At 68.4% G+C, this 19160-nt stretch carries 15 protein-coding genes; 14 read left to right on the top strand and 1 reads right to left on the bottom strand.

The window, feature by feature from the left end:
* Window positions 1–77: 77 nt before the first annotated feature.
* The 12 genes from ASG17_RS06495 to ASG17_RS06545 all read left to right on the top strand — a co-directional run bounded on the left by ASG17_RS06495 (window position 78) and on the right by ASG17_RS06545 (window position 14690).
* Entirely contained in the window at window positions 78–908 is an 831-nt protein-coding gene (locus ASG17_RS06495; RefSeq protein ID WP_056100764.1) for a flagellin, read from the top strand.
* 257 nt (window positions 909–1165) lie between these two features.
* Window positions 1166–3874: a hypothetical protein gene (locus ASG17_RS06500; protein ID WP_056100768.1), complete on the top strand. Its 2709-nt coding sequence runs from the start codon at window positions 1166–1168 to the stop codon at window positions 3872–3874.
* A 69-nt stretch (window positions 3875–3943) separates the two neighbouring features.
* Window positions 3944–4627 carry a hypothetical protein gene (locus ASG17_RS06505; RefSeq protein ID WP_056100771.1) on the top strand — a complete coding sequence of 228 codons (684 nt, stop codon included), beginning with the start codon at window positions 3944–3946 and terminating at the stop codon, window positions 4625–4627.
* Window positions 4627–5031, top strand: a complete 405-nt coding sequence (locus tag ASG17_RS06510) for a hypothetical protein (protein WP_056100774.1) — start codon at window positions 4627–4629, stop codon at window positions 5029–5031. Before ASG17_RS06505 ends, ASG17_RS06510 begins: the two co-directional genes overlap by 1 nt.
* A 73-nt stretch (window positions 5032–5104) precedes the next feature.
* Entirely contained in the window at window positions 5105–5581 is a 477-nt protein-coding gene (gene ssb / locus ASG17_RS06515) for a single-stranded DNA-binding protein (protein WP_056100777.1), read from the top strand.
* Window positions 5582–5748: 167 nt separating this feature from the next.
* Window positions 5749–5940 (top strand): hypothetical protein, encoded by a 192-nt coding sequence (locus ASG17_RS06520; protein ID WP_056100780.1) that lies wholly within the window; start codon window positions 5749–5751, stop codon window positions 5938–5940.
* A gap of 435 nt (window positions 5941–6375) precedes the next feature.
* Window positions 6376–7221, top strand: a complete 846-nt coding sequence (locus tag ASG17_RS15665; RefSeq protein ID WP_255354026.1) for a Hint domain-containing protein — start codon at window positions 6376–6378, stop codon at window positions 7219–7221.
* A 44-nt stretch (window positions 7222–7265) separates the two neighbouring features.
* Window positions 7266–8963 carry a glycosyltransferase gene (locus ASG17_RS06530; RefSeq protein WP_056100785.1) on the top strand — a complete coding sequence of 566 codons (1698 nt, stop codon included), beginning with the start codon at window positions 7266–7268 and terminating at the stop codon, window positions 8961–8963.
* Window positions 8882–9655 carry a sulfotransferase gene (locus ASG17_RS15150; RefSeq protein WP_200935035.1) on the top strand — a complete coding sequence of 258 codons (774 nt, stop codon included), beginning with the start codon at window positions 8882–8884 and terminating at the stop codon, window positions 9653–9655. Before ASG17_RS06530 ends, ASG17_RS15150 begins: the two co-directional genes overlap by 82 nt.
* A 63-nt stretch (window positions 9656–9718) precedes the next feature.
* Window positions 9719–12679: a glycosyltransferase family 2 protein gene (locus ASG17_RS06535; RefSeq protein WP_056100788.1), complete on the top strand. Its 2961-nt coding sequence runs from the start codon at window positions 9719–9721 to the stop codon at window positions 12677–12679.
* Window positions 12676–13743, top strand: coding sequence for a glycosyltransferase family 4 protein (locus ASG17_RS06540; RefSeq protein WP_056100791.1), 1068 nt, complete (start codon window positions 12676–12678; stop codon window positions 13741–13743). The genes ASG17_RS06535 and ASG17_RS06540 overlap by 4 nt, the downstream gene beginning before the upstream one ends.
* Before the next feature lie 47 nt (window positions 13744–13790).
* Complete coding sequence (locus ASG17_RS06545) at window positions 13791–14690, top strand: DMT family transporter (protein ID WP_056100794.1); 900 nt, start codon at window positions 13791–13793, stop codon at window positions 14688–14690.
* 5 nt (window positions 14691–14695) lie between these two features.
* On the opposite strand, the gene ASG17_RS06550 is transcribed toward ASG17_RS06545, so the two are convergent.
* Entirely contained in the window at window positions 14696–15184 is a 489-nt protein-coding gene (locus ASG17_RS06550; protein WP_369796694.1) for a superoxide dismutase family protein, read from the bottom strand.
* Between the two features lie 227 nt (window positions 15185–15411).
* Between ASG17_RS06550 and gyrA the strand changes: the two genes are divergently transcribed.
* Both gyrA and ASG17_RS06560 read left to right on the top strand, forming a co-directional pair.
* On the top strand, window positions 15412–18192 hold the full coding sequence (gyrA, locus tag ASG17_RS06555) for a DNA gyrase subunit A (protein ID WP_056100801.1): 2781 nt from the start codon (window positions 15412–15414) through the stop codon (window positions 18190–18192).
* A 183-nt stretch (window positions 18193–18375) separates the two neighbouring features.
* Entirely contained in the window at window positions 18376–19155 is a 780-nt protein-coding gene (locus ASG17_RS06560; RefSeq protein ID WP_056100805.1) for an aminotransferase class IV, read from the top strand.
* Window positions 19156–19160 lie beyond the last annotated feature (5 nt).

Here is a 19160-nt window from a genome sequence, read left to right on the forward strand (position 1 = left end):
GTGGTGAATCCGCGTTAACCATGTGAATACGACTCAGCCTTAACGTCTTCGGTGAAACTCCCGGGGGCTTGAAGCCGATGACCAACAGCGTTCACACCAATACGTCCGCCGCCATCGCGCTGCAGAACCTGACGACGACGAACGAGCGGCTGAACGTCACGCAAGGCCGGATCTCCACCGGCCTGAAGGTTCAGGGTGCCAAGGACAACGCCGCCATCTGGGCCATCGCCCAGGGCCAGCGGGCCGATCTGGGGGCGCTGGGCGCCGTCAAGCAGAGCCTGGACCGGGCCACCTCGATCGCGGACGTGGCCCTGTCGGCCGGTGAATCGGTTTCGGACCTTCTGAACGAGCTGAAGGAAAAGGTCGTCGCGGCGAAGGACGAGTCGCTCTCCAGCCAGTCGCGCGCCCTGCTGGATGCGGACTTCAAGGCTCTGGTCCGCGCCATCGGTTCGGCCATCGAGAACGCCACCTTCGACGGCGGCAACATCCTGAACGGTTCGCTGAGCTCGGGCATCCAGTTCCTGGCCAATGCCGACGCCTCGTCGTCCATCACCCTGGCGGCCAAGGATCTCAGCTTGGGCGGCTCGGTCATCGCCACCTCGCTGTCGGACTCACTGCTGACCATCTCGGGCGCGGCCGCCGCGCTGGATAATCTGGACGACTCGATCACCAAGCTGAACTCGGCGCTCGGCGAAATCGGCGCGCAGGCCAAGCAGATCTCGGCGCACAACACCTTCGTCTCGAAACTATCGGACACGCTGGAGTCGGGCATCGGCAATCTCGTCGATGCGGATCTGGCCAAGGAAAGTGCGCGTCTGCAGGCCTTGCAGGTCCAGCAGCAGCTCGGCGCTCAGGCGCTGTCGATCGCGAACCAGTCGCCGCAGATCATCCTGTCGCTGTTCCAATAAGCCCCGTCAGGGGCCTGCGCCGCGTCAGACGAAGCGGCGGCCGGAATGTCCGATCTGGATGGCGCCGCGGCGGCGGTGGGTCACCTTCGGTCCAAAGCCGTACAGGGCCAAGACAGTCCGAAGCATCTGGGCAAAAGCACGCATGGCGAATCCTCCCGTCACGGGACGTTAACACATTCGCCATGTTTGCGTTCCCGCGGCAGGCGTTAAGCCGCCGTTACGGTTCGCGCGATAGGCTTGGGCGGTAGGAAATCGCCTTGATCGACAACAGCTACCTTCTTGGCCTGTACTCGGGGACGTCGACGTCGACGGGCTCGTCGACCACGCTCGCCTCGCTGACCGCGGCCTCGCGGAAAAAGCAGCCGACGGCGCCCTGGTCCACCACCAGCAAATCCATGCCACAGGCCAGCGAGCTGGTCCGCGCGGCCTTGGGCGGGCGCAAGATCATCAGCGAGAGCGACCAGACGATCGACGTCTCGGGCGCATCCGCTGACTACAAGAAGCTGTTCGCCCTCTACCAGGGCCTGGAGACCCTGACGCAGCTGGCCAACCGCGCCTCGGTCAAGGGCGTGTCGGCCAGCGAGACGGCCCTGCTGGCCAAGCGGTTCACCGCCGGCCTGGCCGAGGTGGGCGACTACATGGCCTCGACGACGCTGGACGGCGTGCGCCTGGTTCAGGGCATCTCCTCGTCGGTGAGCAAGAGCACCTCCGGCGTCAAGCGCGACCAGCCCAACTACGTCACCGGCCCGATCCACGAGGGCGCGCTGACCAGCGAGGTCGCGGCCTTCCAGGGCAGCGTCGCCTTCTCGATCTCCGCCAAGCGCAGCAATGGCGAAACCTTGTCGGTCGATGTCGACCTGAGCGCCATGGGCGGGACGCCGCGCACGCTCGACAACGTCATCAAGCACATCAACACCCAGCTGGAAGCCGCCGGCATCGAGACCCGCTTCGGCCGCGAGCAGGTCGAGGCCGAGGAAAAGACCCTTACCGTCAACGGCAAGACCGTCACCCTGCCGGCCGGCGCCGATCATTGGGCGCTGGTGGTCAAGGGAACGTCGACCGAGGCCATCACCTTCTCGGCGGCCGACACCTCCGACGCCGTCTATGTGACCCAGAACGTGGGGACCGATGGCGCGGGGCAGCTGCTGAAGTTCCAGAGCGACGGGGGCGCGGCGCCCACCGCCGCTGCCGGCGTGGGCGAAAGCTTCTGGGTCGATGGGCGCGTCGCCCAGACCAGCCTGCCGAACGGCCTCTCCGCCATCCGCGCCAGCGCGGCGGCGCCCGACGGCTCCGTCTGGGTCGTGGCCGATCTGGACGAAGGCCTGTCGGGCCAGGACATCAAGGGCGCCAGCGACGTCGCCCTGATGAAATACGATGCGGCCGGCAACCTGACCTACAGCCGGACCCTGGGCGCCGCGTCCCAGGCCAGCGGCTTCGCGATCGCGGTCAAGGCCGACGGCTCGGTCGCCGTGGCCGGATCGGTCACCGGCGCGCTGGACAAGGGCGCGACCGGCACGGTCGCCACCGTCTCGGACAGCTTCGTCAGCGTCTATGACGCCCAGGGCATCGAACAGTGGACCCAGCGGCGCGGCGCCCGCGCCGAGGACGAAGCCACCGCCGTCAGCTTCGGCGACGACGGCCGGGTCTATGTCGCCGGCCGGGCCAAGTCTGCCATGCCGGGCGCCGCCGCCGTGGGCGGCTGGGACGGCTATCTGGAGGCCTATACCGCCAGCGTGCCCTATCCGACCGCCGCCACGACGGTGAAGGTCAACTCCACCACCCAGTTCGGCACCACTGGCGACGACACCGTTCAGGCCATGACCATCGACGGCTCGAACCTCTACACCGCCGGTGTCGAGAACGGCCGCTTCGTCGTGCGCCAGTTCGCGCTGGACGCCGCCGGCAAGGCGACCCTGCAATCGACCCGCGACCTCGGCTACGGTTCGGGCGAGATCGCGGGCGTGTCGGTCTCAGGGGGCAAGGTCATCGTGTCCGGGACGACGCGCAACACCGCCCTGGACGCCGGGACGATCACCAACGCGCACGCGGGCGGGACCGACGCCTTCGTGGCCAGCCTGTCGACCGATCTCCAGGCCGCGGCGACGGACCGCCTGACCTACTTCGGCGGGGCAGGGGACGACACCGCCGCCGATGTGAAGGTGGCGAACGGCAAGGTCTGGATCACCGGCGTCTCGGATCGCGCCCTGGGCGCCGACGAGGAAGACCCCACGCGGGGCTATCTGGCGCGCATCGACCCGACCTCGGGCGCCGTCGAATGGTCGCGCACCTGGGACGGCAAGGGCCAGCAGGCCGCGCCCGCCACCCTGGCCGTGGTGTCGGGCGGCGCCAGCGTGCTGGATCGTCTGGGCCTGCCGCAGGGCACGATCCAGCAAAAGGATTCCAAGCTGCTGACGTCGGCCACGGCCCTGCGGGTCGGCGACCGCTTCACCGTGTCCCCGGCCAACGGCGGCCGGGCCTCCACCATTACCATCGACGCCAAGGAAACCCTGGCGACCCTGGCGTCCAAGATCGAGCGCGCCTCGGGCCGCAAGCTGAAGGTCACCGTCTCGACCGACAGCACCGTCGATCCGCCGATCCAGCGCCTGTCGATGATGGCGCGCGACGGCAAGACCGGCGCCGTGCTGTCCGCCGGCGAGGCGGGACGCGACGCCCTGGCCGGGCTGGGCCTGACGCCGGGCTACGTCGGCTCGTCCGCGGGGACCGACACCATCAAGACCTTCGGCCTGAACCTGCCGAAGACGCTCAGCCTGTCCGGCGCCGATTCCATCAAGACGGCCGGCGAGGCGCTGCAGGCGGCCATGAAGTCCATCCGCGACGCCTACCGCGCCCTCAACCCCACGACGGCCAGCAGTACGTCCGGCGGCAAGTCCGGCGGAACGGCGCCGGCCTACTATACGGCTCAGCTGGCCAATTATCAGGCCGCCCTCAGTCGCCTCACAGGTTAAGCCGCGCCGCCTGTTGACGTGGCGGCGGTCGCCGGGGTTATTGAACGCCCTTCGACGCGCGAGCCCCCAATGGCGTTTCCGAACGACAACCGCACCATCCTGATCGTCGGCATCGGCGCCGCCGTGCTGGTGGCCGTGATCGCGGGCCTGGTTTTTTCCGCCGGCGGCGACAAGACGCCCGAGGCGCCGCCCGCCTCGCGGGGCGGCCTGACCGTCGATCTGGCGGAAGCGCCCACCCTGGAGCCGACGCGCGAACTGCGCTGCTTCGTCGACGGCCAGTACGTCGGCATGGCCACCCTGGCTGACTGCGCGCGCCGCAACGGCGTGGCGACCGAGGCCCTGGACGTGGGTCTGGACGCGACCGGCGCCCTGGCCGCCGCGCCGACGGCCGCCTTCTCGCCGCCTCCGGAATTGCCGGCCATGGACATGACCCCGATCGAGCCGCAGCCGCTGCCGTCGCCCAGCCAGCCGGTCACCACGGTCAACACGCCGCCGCCCGCCGCCACCGGTTCCGCGTGCCTGCGCCACACCGGTTCGGACTGGCGTCAGCTGTCGTCGGGCATGAGCCTGGCCGCCTGTGTGCAGGCGCTGTATTCCGGCACGTGCGTTCGCCCGGGCGAGGCCCAGTACGGCCGCTGGGGCGACACGACGCTGCGCCTGGTGCCGCGCCGCGTCGAACAGTCCAGCGAAAACAACCGGTTCCGCACCCTGGCCGAGCAGGACCGCAACTGCCAGTTCCCGAGCCTCCGCTGATGCGCGCCACGACCCTCGCCCTGATCGCCGCCGCCTCCTTCGCCGGCCTCGCCGCCTGTCAGAACGGGCCAAAGGCCCCGCGGCAGCCGGGCGTCTGCTACTACCTTGTGCCGTCCGATCAGGAAGGCGGCGAGATGAAGACCAATGTCGTCGCCCGCGACCAGCCGCAGATCGAATACTGCGCCGCCCGTCTGGAAGAGATGCGCGTGCGCTTCCTGCGCCTGGGCGGCTCGAACCGCGATATCATCGGCGCCTATCAGGGCCAGTACATCTTCATCGACCGGGGCGGCGTTTATTTCGGCAAGACCCTGACCGGCAACCGGTTCTTCGCCCTGGCGCGGACCGGCGACGGCCGTCTGGCGGTGCCGGGCGCCATCCAGCGCGCCCCGGCCGCCCCCAACTAAGACCAGAACAAATCTGGAACATCCCGACGCAGTCCGTTAGGCTGCGGTTTTCGACGAGCGAAGGAACGAGCCCATGGCTGGCAGCGTCAACAAGGTCATTCTGATCGGCAATCTGGGCAAGGATCCCGAGATCCGCACGCTGAACTCGGGCGACCGCGTCGCCAACCTGCGCATCGCCACCTCCGAGACCTGGCGCGACAAGTCCTCGGGCGAGCGCAAGGAGAAGACCGAGTGGCACCAGGTGGTCATCTTCAACGAGAACATCGTCAAGGTGGCCGAGAACTACCTGAAGAAGGGTTCGACCGTTTACATTGAGGGCTCGCTGCAGACCCGCAAGTACGAGCAGAACGGCGTCGAGAAATATTCCACCGAGATCGTGCTGCAGCGTTTCAACGGCCAGCTGACCATGCTGGGCGGTCGTGACGGCGGCGGCGGCGGCGGCTCGCGTTCGGACGACGACGGCTACTCGTCGGGCTTCCAGACCGGCGGCGCCAACAAGCCCTCGGGCCCGCGTGAAAACTACGACCTGAACGACGATATTCCGTTCTAGGCCGGCTGACGGCCAAGCGAGCGCCACGCGTTCTGTACGGTCGCGTGCCTTGGATTGTTGTTTGACTACGCGCGCTTAGTCGCGGTTGTACGCCTCGCATACCGGTGACATAAGGACGGCGGCGGCCCCTAGGGACCGCCGCCGTTTCCTTGTGCGAAAGCGCCGTCATGGCCGACACCGACACCGCGATGGAGAAGGCCGCCCGCGCGGTCCACGAAACCTACAAGGGCAAGGGCACCTGGTCGGCCGCCACCCCCGCCGAGCGCAGCAAGGCGCGCCATGCGGTCCGGCTGGCGCAGAGTGCGCTGGGCGCTGACGGTGGTCGATCTTCTGCGGGGGCGGCGAAAAAGTATTGGTGATGCAGGAGGGCTAGACTGTTTTCTCTATAGAATGCCGCAACATAGAACGGGATGGTTTTCTAGTTTCTATAAGTCTTAAAATATGCAGATCCGTCCTGTCCGAGTGAGCGTGTAGATATGGGCTATTTTATCAAGGCGTTCGTCAATATGCCGAACTCTGCCCTTATAGTTTCAACCGAAGCTGGTTACAGCGTATCAGATTAATATTATGGACCGGGAGACAATCCAACCCAAATCGGAGATGTCTCTCCTGACTGTTTCCTTGTTTGTGCTTCGCAAAATGATTATACTTTTACCTTTTATGGCACGACGACTAACGCAGGCGGTGTCGTTGGCTAATCTGGACAATACGTCTACATATATTCTCAGTACAGTCACACTATTGGTGACACAGTCAACTTCACTGCGGGCGGCGTCTACGACATCGCCTGCTATCTGACCGGCACGGCCATCCGCACGGCCTCCGGCGACGTCGCCGTCGAGGCGCTGAGCATCGGCGACCGAGTGATCACCGCCTCGGGCCAGTCCTGCCCCATCAAGTGGATCGGCCGGCGCAGTTGCGCGGGCCGCTTCGCCAGCGGCAACGCCGACGTCCTGCCGGTCTGCTTCAAGGCCGGATCGATCAGCGATGACGTCCCCGCGCGCGACCTCCATGTCTCGCCCAAGCACGCCATGTATCTGGACGGCGTGCTGATCGCCGCCGAGCGGCTGGTCAACGGCGTGACCATCACCCAGGCGACCGAGGTGGACGAGGTCACTTACTGGCACATCGAGCTGGACAGCCACGACGTGCTGATCGCCGAGGGCGCCGCGTCCGAGAGCTTCGTCGACGACAACTCGCGCGCCATGTTCCACAACGCCGCCGAGTTCGCCGAGCTGTACCCCGACAGCGACCAGAAGCCCGCGATCTACTGCGCTCCCCGTGTCCAGGACGGCCACGACCTGCAGGCCGTCTGGACCCGCCTGGCCCAGCGCGCCGGCATCGAGGTCGTGGCGGCCGACGATTTGGGCGTGCTGACCGGTGAGGTCTCCATCCAGGACGGCCTCATCACCGGCTGGGCCCGCAACGGGACGCATCCCAAGGCGCCGGTCTGTCTCGATCTGGTCGCCGACGGCCTGCTGGTCGGGCGGGCGCTGGCGCGGGGCGCGGCCGCACATGGACAGACCTTCAGCGTGCCGGTTCCGCAGGCCGCGGCCGGGGCGTCCTGCCTCACGCTGCGGCGCTCGGCCGACGGCGCCGTGCTGGGCGAGGCGTTTCTGATCGACGTCGTCGCCGCCTGAACGACAGAGCCGGCTTGTCGATCATCCTCTAGCTTGGCGGTTGCGTGGCGTTTCGTGGGGGCATCAACAGCCTGACCCTTCAGGGGGTGACGGGCTGGGCGTGGGATGACGAACGGCCGGGCGTTCCGGTCACGCTGCTCGTCTCGGTGGACGGGGCGCTGGTCGGGCGGGTCCTGGCCAACCGGCTCCGGCAGGACCTGGTCAAGCTGGAGTTCGGCGACGGACGCCACGCGTTCGACCTGCCGTTCGCGCCGCCCCTGTCGCCGGATCGGGAGTATGTCGTCGAGGTTCTGCGCGAGAGCGACGGGCTGCCCCTGAAGAACGCGCCGATGACGTTGCGCCCCACGGCCGACTTCGACGAGGCCAAGCGGCGCCTGCTGACCGACGTGCTGGGCGCGCCCACCGACGAGGACGCGGTGCGCGACCGCCTGGTCTTTCTGGAGCGCGAGGCGGCCCGTCTGCGCCGGCTCTACGCCAACATCCGCGACGACGTCTGGGCGTCGGAGGCCGAGCGCCGGCTCAGCCGCGCGGATCCGGAGGCGATGGCCGGCGTGGCGGCGCCCCAACCGTCCGCCGACGCCCGCCGCCGCGCCCTGGTTATCGACAAGCGTCCTCCCCAGCCCGAACGCGACGGCGGCTCCAACGCCCTGCTGTCCCACATCGGCTCGCTGAAGCGGCTGGGGTACGACGTCACCTTCGCGCCTCTGACGCTGTCCGGCGACATGACGCATCTGGAGGCCGGCGGCGTCCGCACCTGTTCGGCGCCGATGTATCCGACCGTCGAGGACGTGCTGCTGGCCCATCGCAACCGGTTCGACGTCGTCTATCTGCATCGTCTGGACGCCGCGTCGCGCTACACGGCGCTGGTCCGCCATCACCAGCCGCGGGCCCGCATCGTCTTCAGCGTCGCCGACCTGGCCTTCCTGCGCATGAAGCGGCAGGCCGAGATCGAGCAACTGCCGGAACTGGAGGCGAGGGCGGGGCGCATGCGGATCAGCGAGCTGTCCGCCTGCTGGGCCGCCGACAGCGTCATCACGCACTCGCCGGCCGAGGCCGAGGTGCTGCGCACGAACATGCGGCCCGGCAAGGTTCACGTCGTCCCGCCGGCGGTCGCCGCCGCCCCGACGCATAAGCCGTTCGCCGAGCGCTCGGGCGTCGCCTTCATCGGCTCCTATGGGCATCAGCCGAATGTCGATGCGGCCCATCTGATCGCGCGGTCGCTGGCGCCGGCCTTGCGCGCCGAGGCGCCCGAAATCCGCATCTTCCTGGTCGGCAGCGACATGCCCGACAGCGTCGCCCGGCTGGAGCAGGACAATCTGAGCCCGATCGGCCACGTGCCCGAACTGTCCGGGGTGTTCGAGCGGGTGCGTCTGACCCTCGCACCCTTGGCCTACGGCGCGGGGATCAAGATCAAGGTGCTCGACAGCCTGTCCGAAGGCGTGCCGTGCGTCTGCACGCCGATGGCGGCCGAAGGCCTGGATCTGCCCCCGATCCTGCGGCGGCACACCGTGGGCGAGATCGACGACCTGCCCCGGCTGATCCGCGCCCTGCACGACGATGAAGCGCTCAACCCGAGGTCCAGCAGATGGTCCAGGCGCAGAAGTCGGCGTTCCGCCGAGACGTGGTCGACCTGTTGCCGCGCGCCGGCGTGCGGGACGACGTGGCACAGCCGATCTTCATCCTGGGCTTCCCGCGGTCCGGGACGACGCTGCTGGAGCAGACCCTGTCCGGCAGTCCATTGATCTCGGCCGGGGACGAACTGCCCCTGATCCATGTCCTGGCCGCCGTGATGCCCCAGCTGTTCGATAGCCCGACGCCCTACCCATCGGCCCTGTCGGAGCTATGGATGGGCGATCATCTGGAGGGACTGGATGAACTGCGCGACGTCTATCTGAAACGCGCCAAACAGCTGGGCGTCATGACGCCGGGCGCGCGCTGGTTCACCGACAAGATGCCGCTCAACGAGATGCATATGGGGTTGATCGGCCTGGTGTTTCCTCAGGCGCCCCTGCTGCACGTCATCCGGCATCCGCTCGACATCATGGTCTCGGCCATGTCGAACATCTTCACGCACGGCGGCTTTTGCGGATCGTCTCTGGAGACGGCGGCGAAACACCTGGCGACCTCGGCGGACATGGTCCAGCACTATCGCGACCAGATGACGCTTCACTATCGGACGGTCCGATACGAAGACATGGTCGATGATCAGGAGACGACGATACGCGGGGTGTTCCAGTTCATCGGCGCGCCGTACCAGCCCGAGGTCCTGTCTTTCCAAGACAATGCGCGATACGCGCGCACCGCCAGCTACCAACAGGTCACGGAGCGGCTGTATGATCGATCCCGCTACCGTTATCGAAACTACCTCGATCATCTGCAGCCCGCGATCCCCATTCTGGAACCGTTGATGGAAAAGCTCGGTTACTCGATCTGACGGACGTTTAACCGCGTTGCAGCCTTGCTACCGCAGCGTCGCCGCGCGAAGAATGTACTCCACATGGAGAAATCTCGCGTCGCCATGCCTGTCGCCCGCAAGCGTAAAAGCCCGCTGAGCATCGAGAACCTCCGGTTCCGGCAGGGCAGCCTTCGCGGCAAGCTGGTCAGCAGCGACGGCCCGATTCCCCGCTCGGTGACGATCCGCTTCGACGGGCACGATGTGGGATCGGTGCGTGTGCGGGGCCGCGAACCGCTGGAAGGCCCCTTCACCTGGTTCGTTCCGGCGCGGCACTACGACGGCGGGGCGCACACCTTCGAGGTTGCGGTCGCGACCGACGACGAGGTGCCGGTCGTGCTCGACAGCCTGGAACGTCAGATGGACGTTGGCGCCGCTCCGCTGCTGCACGCCGCCGCCGGCGTGAATGACAGGGGCCAGATCGAGGGCTTCGCCTGGAACTCGGTACAACCCAACGAACCTCTGGCGATCGAGCTTTGGGAGCGCGGTGCGCTGGTCCGGACGATTCGCGCCGATCAGTCCGTGCCGGCGATCCCGGCCGATACGGCGCCCGACGCCTGCGGCTTTGCCTTCGCGCCGCAGGATCTGGGCAGCTGGATCAACGGCCGTGCGAGGCTGATCGCGCCCAAGTTCGGCGAGGCGATCCCGGTCGACTTCTCCACGGTGCTGGCCGAGGTTGCGGTCGAGCAGGTGTTCGTCGATGAGGAACTGGCCGTCACCGTGACGCGACCGGCGCTGCTGGCGCCCTGCGACGTCACGGTCAGCATCGACGGCCTGGCCCGCCCGTCGCGTCTTCGCGAGCGGGCCGACAGCATTCAGTTGTTCGTCGCGCGCCCGCTGGCGGAGGACGCCGACGATCACCGGCTGCAGGTCGCCTTCGTCTTCGAGGGCGAGACCCTGGCCAGCGCGGAGCAGACCTTCCGCTGGAGCCCGCCCGGCGGCCTTCTGGCCAATCCCGACTTCCGCGACTGGCAAGGCGACCGCCTGGCCGTCTGGGCGCTGGAAGACGGGTATTCGGCCATGCCCTCGACACCCGGCGACGGTGTCTCCGCGCCCTTCGCGCCGGCCCTGGTCAGCCTGGGGGCGCTGGGTGCGGCGGGCGGCCCGCTGCGGCTGGCGCAGCCCGTCGATCTGTCCGACGCGGACGTTGTCGATCTGGAGTTCGTCGCGCGCTTCGAGGGCGCGGCCGAGGTTCAGGTCTTCGACGACGAAGGCGTGCTGGCCGGCGTCATCATAGACGGCGAGGGGGTGTGGGCCCGCCACCGGCGTACGCTGACGCTGGATCGTCCGGCCGGGCCCGGCGCGCATGTCGCCTTGCTGGCCGCCGATGCGGATGCGGTCGAGCTGGCCTATCTCGACGTCGGCCCGCCGGGGTTCCAGCGGGTTCAGTCCGACGGTCAGGACACGCTGAAGCAGGGCCTCGCCAACGGCGATTTCCAGCGCTGGTCGCGCGGCCTGACCTTCCAGTCCACGGGAGCCAGCATCGAGACAGCCGACGGCTGGCTGCTGTCGGCGCCCAAGGGCCTGAAGGGCGTTCGCGCCGCCCTGGTTCAGATCGAGAGCGACGACGGCGCGATCGATTACGGCTTTGGCCTGAGGGCGGACGCGCCAACCGGTCTGGTCACCCTGTCGACCCAGGTGCATCCGGCGGCCGTTCGCCGAGGCGGTGACTGGACGCTGGAACTGACAGTGCAGCGGCACCCGGGCAGCGGCAGGGGCGTGGCCCGTCTCGGTCGCATCCTGCTGAGCGATAGTCCGCTCGGCGGTCCAAAGGCCGCCGTCCTGGGCCGTGACGTCCTGCTGTCGCCCGACGCCCGCCGCGTTCGGTTGTCGGTTGACGCCGCCGCCTGGGGCGCCGCCGGCGTGGATGGCCGGCGCGCCATGGACGAACAGCCGGCGGTCTTCCTGGTCATAGAGTTCCAGGATCGGGCGCTGGACGCCGTCCTGACCCGAGCCGTCCTGACGCAGAACGCCGCGCCCGAGCCTCAGCGCGACGCATTCGCCGGGTTCGAGGACTTCAACCTGATGTCCCAGATCGGCCGCACCGTGGGACTGGAGGGATGGGCGCGCGAGACCGTGCCGGTCGAGGGGCCTTCGACGCTGACAGAGGCGCCGCCGGCCGCGCCGCCGGCCACCTGGTCGAACTGGGCCTATCCGGCGGTCGATATCGTGGTGCCCGTCTACAACGCCGAGATCCACACCCTGGGCTGCCTCAGGGCCCTGGTCGAGGTGACGGACATCCCCTACCGCCTGATCGTGGTCGACGACGGCTCGGCGCCCTCGACGCGCCGGGCCTTGGACGACTTCGCCGTCGAACGGCCGTGGATCGAGGTGATCCACAACGCGACCAACCTTGGCTACACGCGCGCCGCGAACGTGGGCCTGAAGGCCGGACGCGCGCCCTGGGTCGTGCTGCTGAACAGCGACACGGTGGTGACGCCGGGATGGCTGGAGGGCCTTCTGGACATCGGGTTGTCGGACAGCGCCATCGGCATGGTCGGACCGTTGTCCAACGCCGCCACCTGGCAGTCAGTCCCTGCGGTGCGCGACGCGCACGGCCAATGGGCGATCAACCGCATTCCGGGCGACCTGACGCTGGAGGCCTGGTCCGACGCCATCCGTCGCTCGTCCCAGCGCGCCCATCCGTCCGTGCCCCTGCTGAACGGGTTCTGCACCCTGATGCGCCGCGCCGCGCTTCAGGCCGTCAACTTCCTGGACGAGGAGACCTTCCCCGTCGGCTACGGCGAAGAGGTCGATCTGTGCATCCGCATCGGCAAGGCGGGATACCGGATGCACGTGGCCGACGACGTCTTCGTCTTCCATCACAAGTCCTCCAGCTTCGGGAAGGAACGCCGCGCGGTCCTGTCCAAGCAAGGCGGCGCCGCCGTGCGCAAGAAGCACCGTGACGTGAACCTGGCGGGTCTGGAGGAACAACTGGCGACGCTGGTCCCGCTGCTGCAGCTGCGCCAGGACCTGAAGACCAAGGTGCTGGAGGCCGCCCAGTGATCGCGGCGCTTTTTGTGCTGCCGACGCGCGGTGGAAACGGTGGCGCCAACTCGGTGATCCAGGAGGCTACGGCCCTGGCCCGCATGGGCTGCCACATCGGCATCACCGTTCAGAAGAAGCAGCTGGCGGACTTCCGCAGCAGCTATCCGGAGCTGGCCAGCGCCGGCATCCGCCTGCACAGCTTCGGCGACACGGCGGACCTGGCCAAGGATCTGGCCGCCTACGACATCGTCATCGCCACCATCTATACGTCCGTCGCCCTGATCGCCGAAGCCGTCGCCTCGGTGAAGTCGCCGATCAAGGTCGCCTATTATGTCCAGGACTACGAGCCGCTGTTCCATGAGGCGGACACGGACGCTTGGCGCGCGGCGCGCGACAGCTACCGCCTGATCCCCAGCGCCACCCTGTTCGCCAAGACCGAGTGGCTGCAAGACATGGTCGAGCGCAATCACGGCATACGGCCGGAAAAGGTTGCGCCCAGCATCGACCACGGCATCTATTACCCCGACATCGCCGCGCCCCGGAACGAATTGACCGTCGCGGCCATGCTGCGCCCTTCGACGCCGCGCCGGGCGCCGCACCGAACTCTGCGGGTCATGGCGCGCCTGGCCCAGCAGATCCCATCCGCCCGCTTCACCGTCTTCGGCTGCGACGACGACGCCCTGGCCGCCGCCAATCTGGAGCTGCCGGCGGGGGTGGAGAACATCGGGCGCCTGCGCCGGACCGAGGTGCCGGACCTGCTGCGCCGCGCCGACGTCTTCATCGACGCCTCGGACTATCAGGCCTTCGGCCGGACCGGACTGGAGGCGATGGCCAGCGGTTGCGTGCCGGTGCTGCCCACTTTCGGCGGCGCCCACGAATATGCGGTGCACGAACGCAACGCCTATCTGGTCGACAGCCGCTCGGATCAGTCCTTCATCGACGCCGTCGTCGCCTTCGACGACCTGCAGCCCGGCTACCGCGCCGAGATGCGCCGCGAGGCCCTGTCGACGGCCGCGACCTACAGCGTCACCGCCGCCGCGCTCAGCGAACTGGCGCTGTTCCAGCGGATGCTCGGCCAATAGGGAAGGGCAGGCTGGCCCCCGGGCCGCCCGCCCTGTAGCGAGGCGCCATGTCGCCCCGCTCGCAACGCCTGACCTCGCTGGAGATCGCCGCCATCGTGGCGGTGATCGTCATCTGGGGCGTGAACAACGCCGCGGCGAAGGCGGCCACGGAGGTCATGCCGCCGCTGATGGTCGGGGCGATCCGGTTCCTGATCGCGGCCCTGTGCCTGGCGCCCTTCGTGCGGCCGCCGTTCCCGGACTGGAAGAGCCTGCTGCTGATCGTACTGGTGGGCGGACCGATCCATTACGGCCTGCTGTATCTGGCCTTCTGGATGGCGCATGACGTCAGCCCGGTGACGGTGGCGACCCAGATGTGGGTGCCCTTCACGGCCGTCGCCGCCTTTCTGTTGCTGGGCGAGCGGCTGAACCGCATTGCGGTCGCCGGCATCGGCGTGGCCTTTCTGGGCGTGGCGTGGATGGCGCTGGACGCCCATGCGATCCAGGACTGGCGCGCGATCCTGCTGGGCGTCGCGGCCAGCGCGGCCTGGGCCCTGGTCACCGTGGTGGCGCGGCGCACCACCTCCATTCCGCCGGTCAAGATGCAGGGCCTGCTGGCCGCCTTCGCCCTGCCGGTGCTGGCGGGCGCCTCGGCGATTTTCGAGCGGGGGCAGGTCGAGGCCCTCGCCCGCGCCACGCCGTTGATCTGGCTGTGCCTGATCTGGGCGGGGCTGGTGTCGTCGGTCTTCGCGACCAGCCTGGTCTTCTGGCTGGTGCAGCGGCGCGAGGCGGGGCGGGTGACGCCCTACCTGCTGGCCACGCCGGTGGTCTCCATCGCCATCGGCTGGGGGCTGATGGGCGATGTGCTGACGGTGCAGATCCTGACCGGCGCCGCCCTGACCATGGCCGGCGTCGGGCTGGTCGCCCTGGCCGAACGCCGGCTGAGAGCCGGCGCCGGCGGGGGCGCCTAGCGGGTCTAGCCCTCGGCGACCACGCCGCAGGCCACGCGGTCGCCCGCGCCGCCGATCGGCTGGCTGGTCTGATCGTCGGCGTTGGCGTGGATGACGATGGACGAGCCGTCCGCATCCAGCAGCGGCTGGCCCGGGCCCTCGGCCGCCAGACGCACAAGCGGCGTGAATATCTGGGCCTTCACCACGCCGTCCGAGCCGGCATAGATGTTCGGCATATCCCCGTCATCCGGACCGCCGGCGTTCAGCAGGCCGTGCGGCGCCTTCGGATCGTGGTGGTTCACGTGGCCGCCGGCGGAGGTGAAGGGCGCGGCGCACTGGCCGGTCGCGTGGATGTGCACCCCGTGCCAGCCCGGCGTCAGGCCCGTGGCCTCGATCTGGACCAGCACGCCGGTCGGGCCCTGGGTGAAGGCCGCCGTGCCGATGGACGCGCCCGCCGCGTTCATCAGCCCCGCCGTCGCCGTGGCGCCGGCCGGCGCGCGCATGCCCGCCATCATGGCCGCATGGTCGTGATCCTGGGCCGTCGCGCAGGCGGCGACCGAGGCGCTGGCCAGGGCGGCGGCGGCGATGAGCAGTCGTGTGGCGATCATGGGAACGATCCTTATCTGTGAGGGCCGCCGCGGCGGGCGTTTCTTTGCCACCGCAGGCCCGGAATGCTAGAAATCGGCAGACGGGACACTGTTCCGATTCCTGGCCGCCGACCGGCCGATAGAGCCTGAATTTCTTGACCGACGACAGCGACTTCAACGCCGCAGCCTCCTCCAATGGCGGCGCCGTTCCCGGCGGCGACATCGCCACCATCACGATCGAGGACGAGCTGCGCCGCAGCTACCTCGACTACGCCATGAGCGTGATCGTCAGCCGCGCCCTGCCGGACGCGCGCGACGGCCTGAAGCCGGTTCACCGCCGCATCCTGTATTCGATGCACGACCTGAACATGACGCCCGAGCGGTCGTATTCGAAGTGCGCCCGCGTCGTCGGCGACGTTCTGGGCCGCTTCCACCCGCACGGCGACGCCTCGGTCTATATGGCCTTGGTCCGCATGGCCCAGCCCTTCTCGATGGGTCTGATGCTGGTTGACGGCCAGGGCAACTTCGGCTCGGTCGACGGCGATATGCCCGCGTCGATGCGATACACCGAGGCCAAGATGGCCCCGGCCGCCGTCGCTCTGATGGCCGATATCGACAAGGACACGGTCGATTTCCAGCCGAACTACGATGAGAAGGAGCTGGAGCCGGTCGTCCTGCCGACGCGGATTCCCAACCTGCTGGTCAACGGCGCCGGCGGCATCGCCGTCGGCATGGCCACCAACATCCCGCCGCACAATCTGGGCGAGGTGATCGACGCGGCGGTGACCCTGCTGGACGATCCCGAGGTCTCCGACGACGCCCTGCTGGACCTGGTGCCCGGCCCCGACTTCCCGACCGGCGGCGAGATCATGGGCCGCACCGCGCCCCGCAACGCCCTGCGCGACGGTCGCGGCTCGGTCATCGTGCGCGGCAAGGCCTCCATCGAGACCATCCGCAAGGACCGCGAGGCCATCGTCGTCACCGAACTGCCGTTCCAGGTGAACAAGCAGACGCTGATCGAACGCATCGCCGAAATGGTCCGCGAGAAGCGGCTGGAAGGCATCTCCGACGTCCGCGACGAGAGCGACCGCCAGGGCATGCGCATCGTGGTCGAGCTGAAGCGCGACGCGTCCGGCGATGTCATCCTGAACCAGCTGTGGCGCTATACGGCCATGCAGTCGTCGTTCGGCGTCAACATGCTGGCCCTGAACCACGGCCGCCCGGAGCAGATGGGCCTGCGCATGCTGCTGCAGGTCTTCCTCGATCACCGCGAGGAAGTCGTCGTCCGGCGCATAAAGTTCGAACTGGCCAAGGCACGCGACCGCGGCCACGTCCTGGTCGGCCTGGCCGTCGCTGTCGCCAACATCGACGAGGTCATCCACATCATCCGCTCCTCGGCCGATCCGACCGAGGCGCGCGAGCGGCTGCAGGCCAAGTCCTGGCCCGTCGGCGACATGATGGCCCTGGTCGAGCTGATCGCCGATCCGCGCAGCGTCGTGGTCGACGGCGACAAGCTGAACCTGACGGATGAACAGGCCCGCGCCATCCTGGCCCTGACCCTGTCCCGCCTGACCGGCCTGGGCCGTGACGACATCTTCGGCGAGGCGCGCGGCCTGGCCGACACCATCCAGGGCCACCTGACCCTGCTGAGCGACCGCGCCAACATCGTGAAGGTCATTCGCGACGACCTGCTGGCCGTGAAGGCTCAGTTCGCCGTGCCGCGCCGCACCGTGATCGGCGAAGGCGATCATGAGATGGAGGACGAGGACCTGATCCCGCGCGAGGACATGGTCGTCACCGTCACCCACGGCGGCTACGTCAAGCGCGTCGCGCTCAACGCCTATCGGACCCAGCATCGCGGCGGCAAGGGCAAGTCGGGCATGACGATGAAGGACGAGGACGCCATCACCGGCGTCTTTTCCGCCTCGACCCACACGCCGGTCCTGTTCTTCGCCACCAACGGCAAGGCCTACAAGCTCAAGGTCTGGCGCCTGCCGCTGGGCGCGCCCACGTCGCGCGGCAAGGCCTTCGTGAACCTGCTGCCCATCGAGCCGGGCGACAGCATCATGAACGTGCTGCCCTTGCCCGAGGACGAGGCGACCTGGGGCGACTACGACATCATGTTCGCCACCAAGTCGGGCGATGTGCGCCGCAACAAGCTCAGCGACTTCGCCACGGTCAACCGCGCCGGCAAGATCGCCATGAAGCTGGAAGGCGACGACCACATGGTCGGCGTCGCCCTGTGCACCGCCGAGGACGACGTCCTGCTGACCACGGCGCTGGGCCGCGCCATCCGCTTCAAGGCCGACGACGTCCGCGTCTTCAAGGGCCGGGATTCGACCGGGGTGCGCGGCGTTCGCCTGCAGTCCGGCGACGAGGTCATCTCCATGGCCGTCCTCGGCCGCGTCGACGCCACGCCGGAGGAACGCGCCGCCTACGTCAAACACGCCAACGCCATGCGCAAGGCGGTCTTGGGCGAGACCGAGGACGACGCGGCGGTGGTCGAGGCCGAGGACGACGGCGCGGAGGAGGGCGGCGACGCCGCACTGACCCTGGAACGCATCGCCCAGCTGGGCGCCGCCGAACAGTTCATCCTGACCGTCACGGAGACGGGCTTCGGCAAGCGGTCCTCGGCCTATGAATACCGCCGCACCGGTCGCGGCGGGCAGGGGCTGACGGCCCACGGCCTGGGCGGCCGCGCCGGCAAGGGCCTGGCGGCGGCCTTCCCGGTCGAGGAGACCGACGATCTGCTTATGGTCACCTCCAGTGGCCAGATGATCCGCACCCGCGTCGGCCAGGTCCGCATCGTTGGCCGCTCCAGCCAGGGCGTCACCATCTTCCGCACGGCGGACGGCGAGAAGGTCGTCTCGGTCGAGCGTCTGGCGGAAACGGGCGGGGATGATGGAACCGAGGTCGAGGGTGACGGCGAGGCCTAATCCCTCTTTCTCTCCCTCTCCCAGAGGGAGAGGGCTTGAGCGCACGGCGGCGCAGCCGTCGTCCTGGCGCGAAAGGGTGAGGGGTGGGCGATCAACAGGTGAGGGCGGTCCCCTCACCCTTTCGGCTTACCCAATCGCTTCGCTCTTGGAGCCTCAAGCCCTCTCCCTCTGGGAGAGGGAAGCGTGACCCTCTTCATCGACGGCGCGCCCGCCACGCCGGAGCAACTGGCCCACGCCGCCTTGGTCAACTACGGCGCCTACACCTCCTTCCGCGTCGAGGACGGCAAGGTGCGGGGACTGGACCTGCATATCGCTCGGCTCCAGGCCTCGGCCGCCGAACTGTTTGGTGTCGCGGTCGAGGAAGACCGCCTGCGCGGATGGATGCGTCAGGCGCTGGGCGAGCGCACCGACGCATGGCTGCGGGTCAGCCTGTCCTCCCCCCACATCAGCGCGCGCGACCCCAGCTGGACCGGCGCCCCCAGCGTCATGATCGCCGTCTCCGATCCGCCGTCGAGCCTGGCGGACCGGCCGTGGCGTCTCCAGCCCCAGACGCACCAGCATTTCCGTCCGCACCTGAAACATGCGGCGACCATGGACCTATTGCTGGCCCGCCGTACCGCACGGGCCGCCGGCTTCGACGACGCCCTTTTCCTGACCGACGCCGGTCTGATCTCCGAAGGCACGACCTGGAACATCGGCTTCTGGTGCGGCGACGCGGTGATCTGGCCGGAGGCGCCCATGCTGGTGGGCGTCACCCAGGCCCTTCTCGGACAAGCCGTTCCGGCGCGCACCTTGCCGATAAGGCTTGCGGACCTGCCCGACATTGAGGGCGCCTTCCTGTGCAACAGCTCGACACCGGCGGCGCCCATCGTCGCCATCGGCGACCATGTCTTCGCTCCGCGAGCCGATCTCATCGATCGACTGAACATTGCCTGGAAGGCCACGCCTGGGTTTGCGCCCTGATTCGC

Source organism: Brevundimonas sp. Leaf363 (genome assembly GCF_001424025.1).
In the GTDB taxonomy this organism is placed as follows: domain Bacteria; phylum Pseudomonadota; class Alphaproteobacteria; order Caulobacterales; family Caulobacteraceae; genus Brevundimonas.

Bases quoted from the DNA above. Each gene is read 5' to 3' on its own strand.
- ASG17_RS06495 (WP_056100764.1), top strand. From the start codon at position 78: ATGACCAACAGCGTTCACACCAATACGTCCGCCGCCATCGCGCTGCAG.
- ASG17_RS06505 (WP_056100771.1), top strand. From the start codon at position 3,944: ATGGCGTTTCCGAACGACAACCGCACCATCCTGATCGTCGGCATCGGC.
- ASG17_RS06510 (WP_056100774.1), top strand. From the start codon at position 4,627: ATGCGCGCCACGACCCTCGCCCTGATCGCCGCCGCCTCCTTCGCCGGC.
- ssb (WP_056100777.1), top strand. From the start codon at position 5,105: ATGGCTGGCAGCGTCAACAAGGTCATTCTGATCGGCAATCTGGGCAAG.
- ASG17_RS06520 (WP_056100780.1), top strand. From the start codon at position 5,749: ATGGCCGACACCGACACCGCGATGGAGAAGGCCGCCCGCGCGGTCCAC.
- ASG17_RS06535 (WP_056100788.1), top strand. From the start codon at position 9,719: ATGGAGAAATCTCGCGTCGCCATGCCTGTCGCCCGCAAGCGTAAAAGC.
- ASG17_RS06545 (WP_056100794.1), top strand. From the start codon at position 13,791: ATGTCGCCCCGCTCGCAACGCCTGACCTCGCTGGAGATCGCCGCCATC.
- ASG17_RS06550 (WP_369796694.1), bottom strand. From the start codon at position 15,184: ATGATGGCGGGCATGCGCGCGCCGGCCGGCGCCACGGCGACGGCGGGG.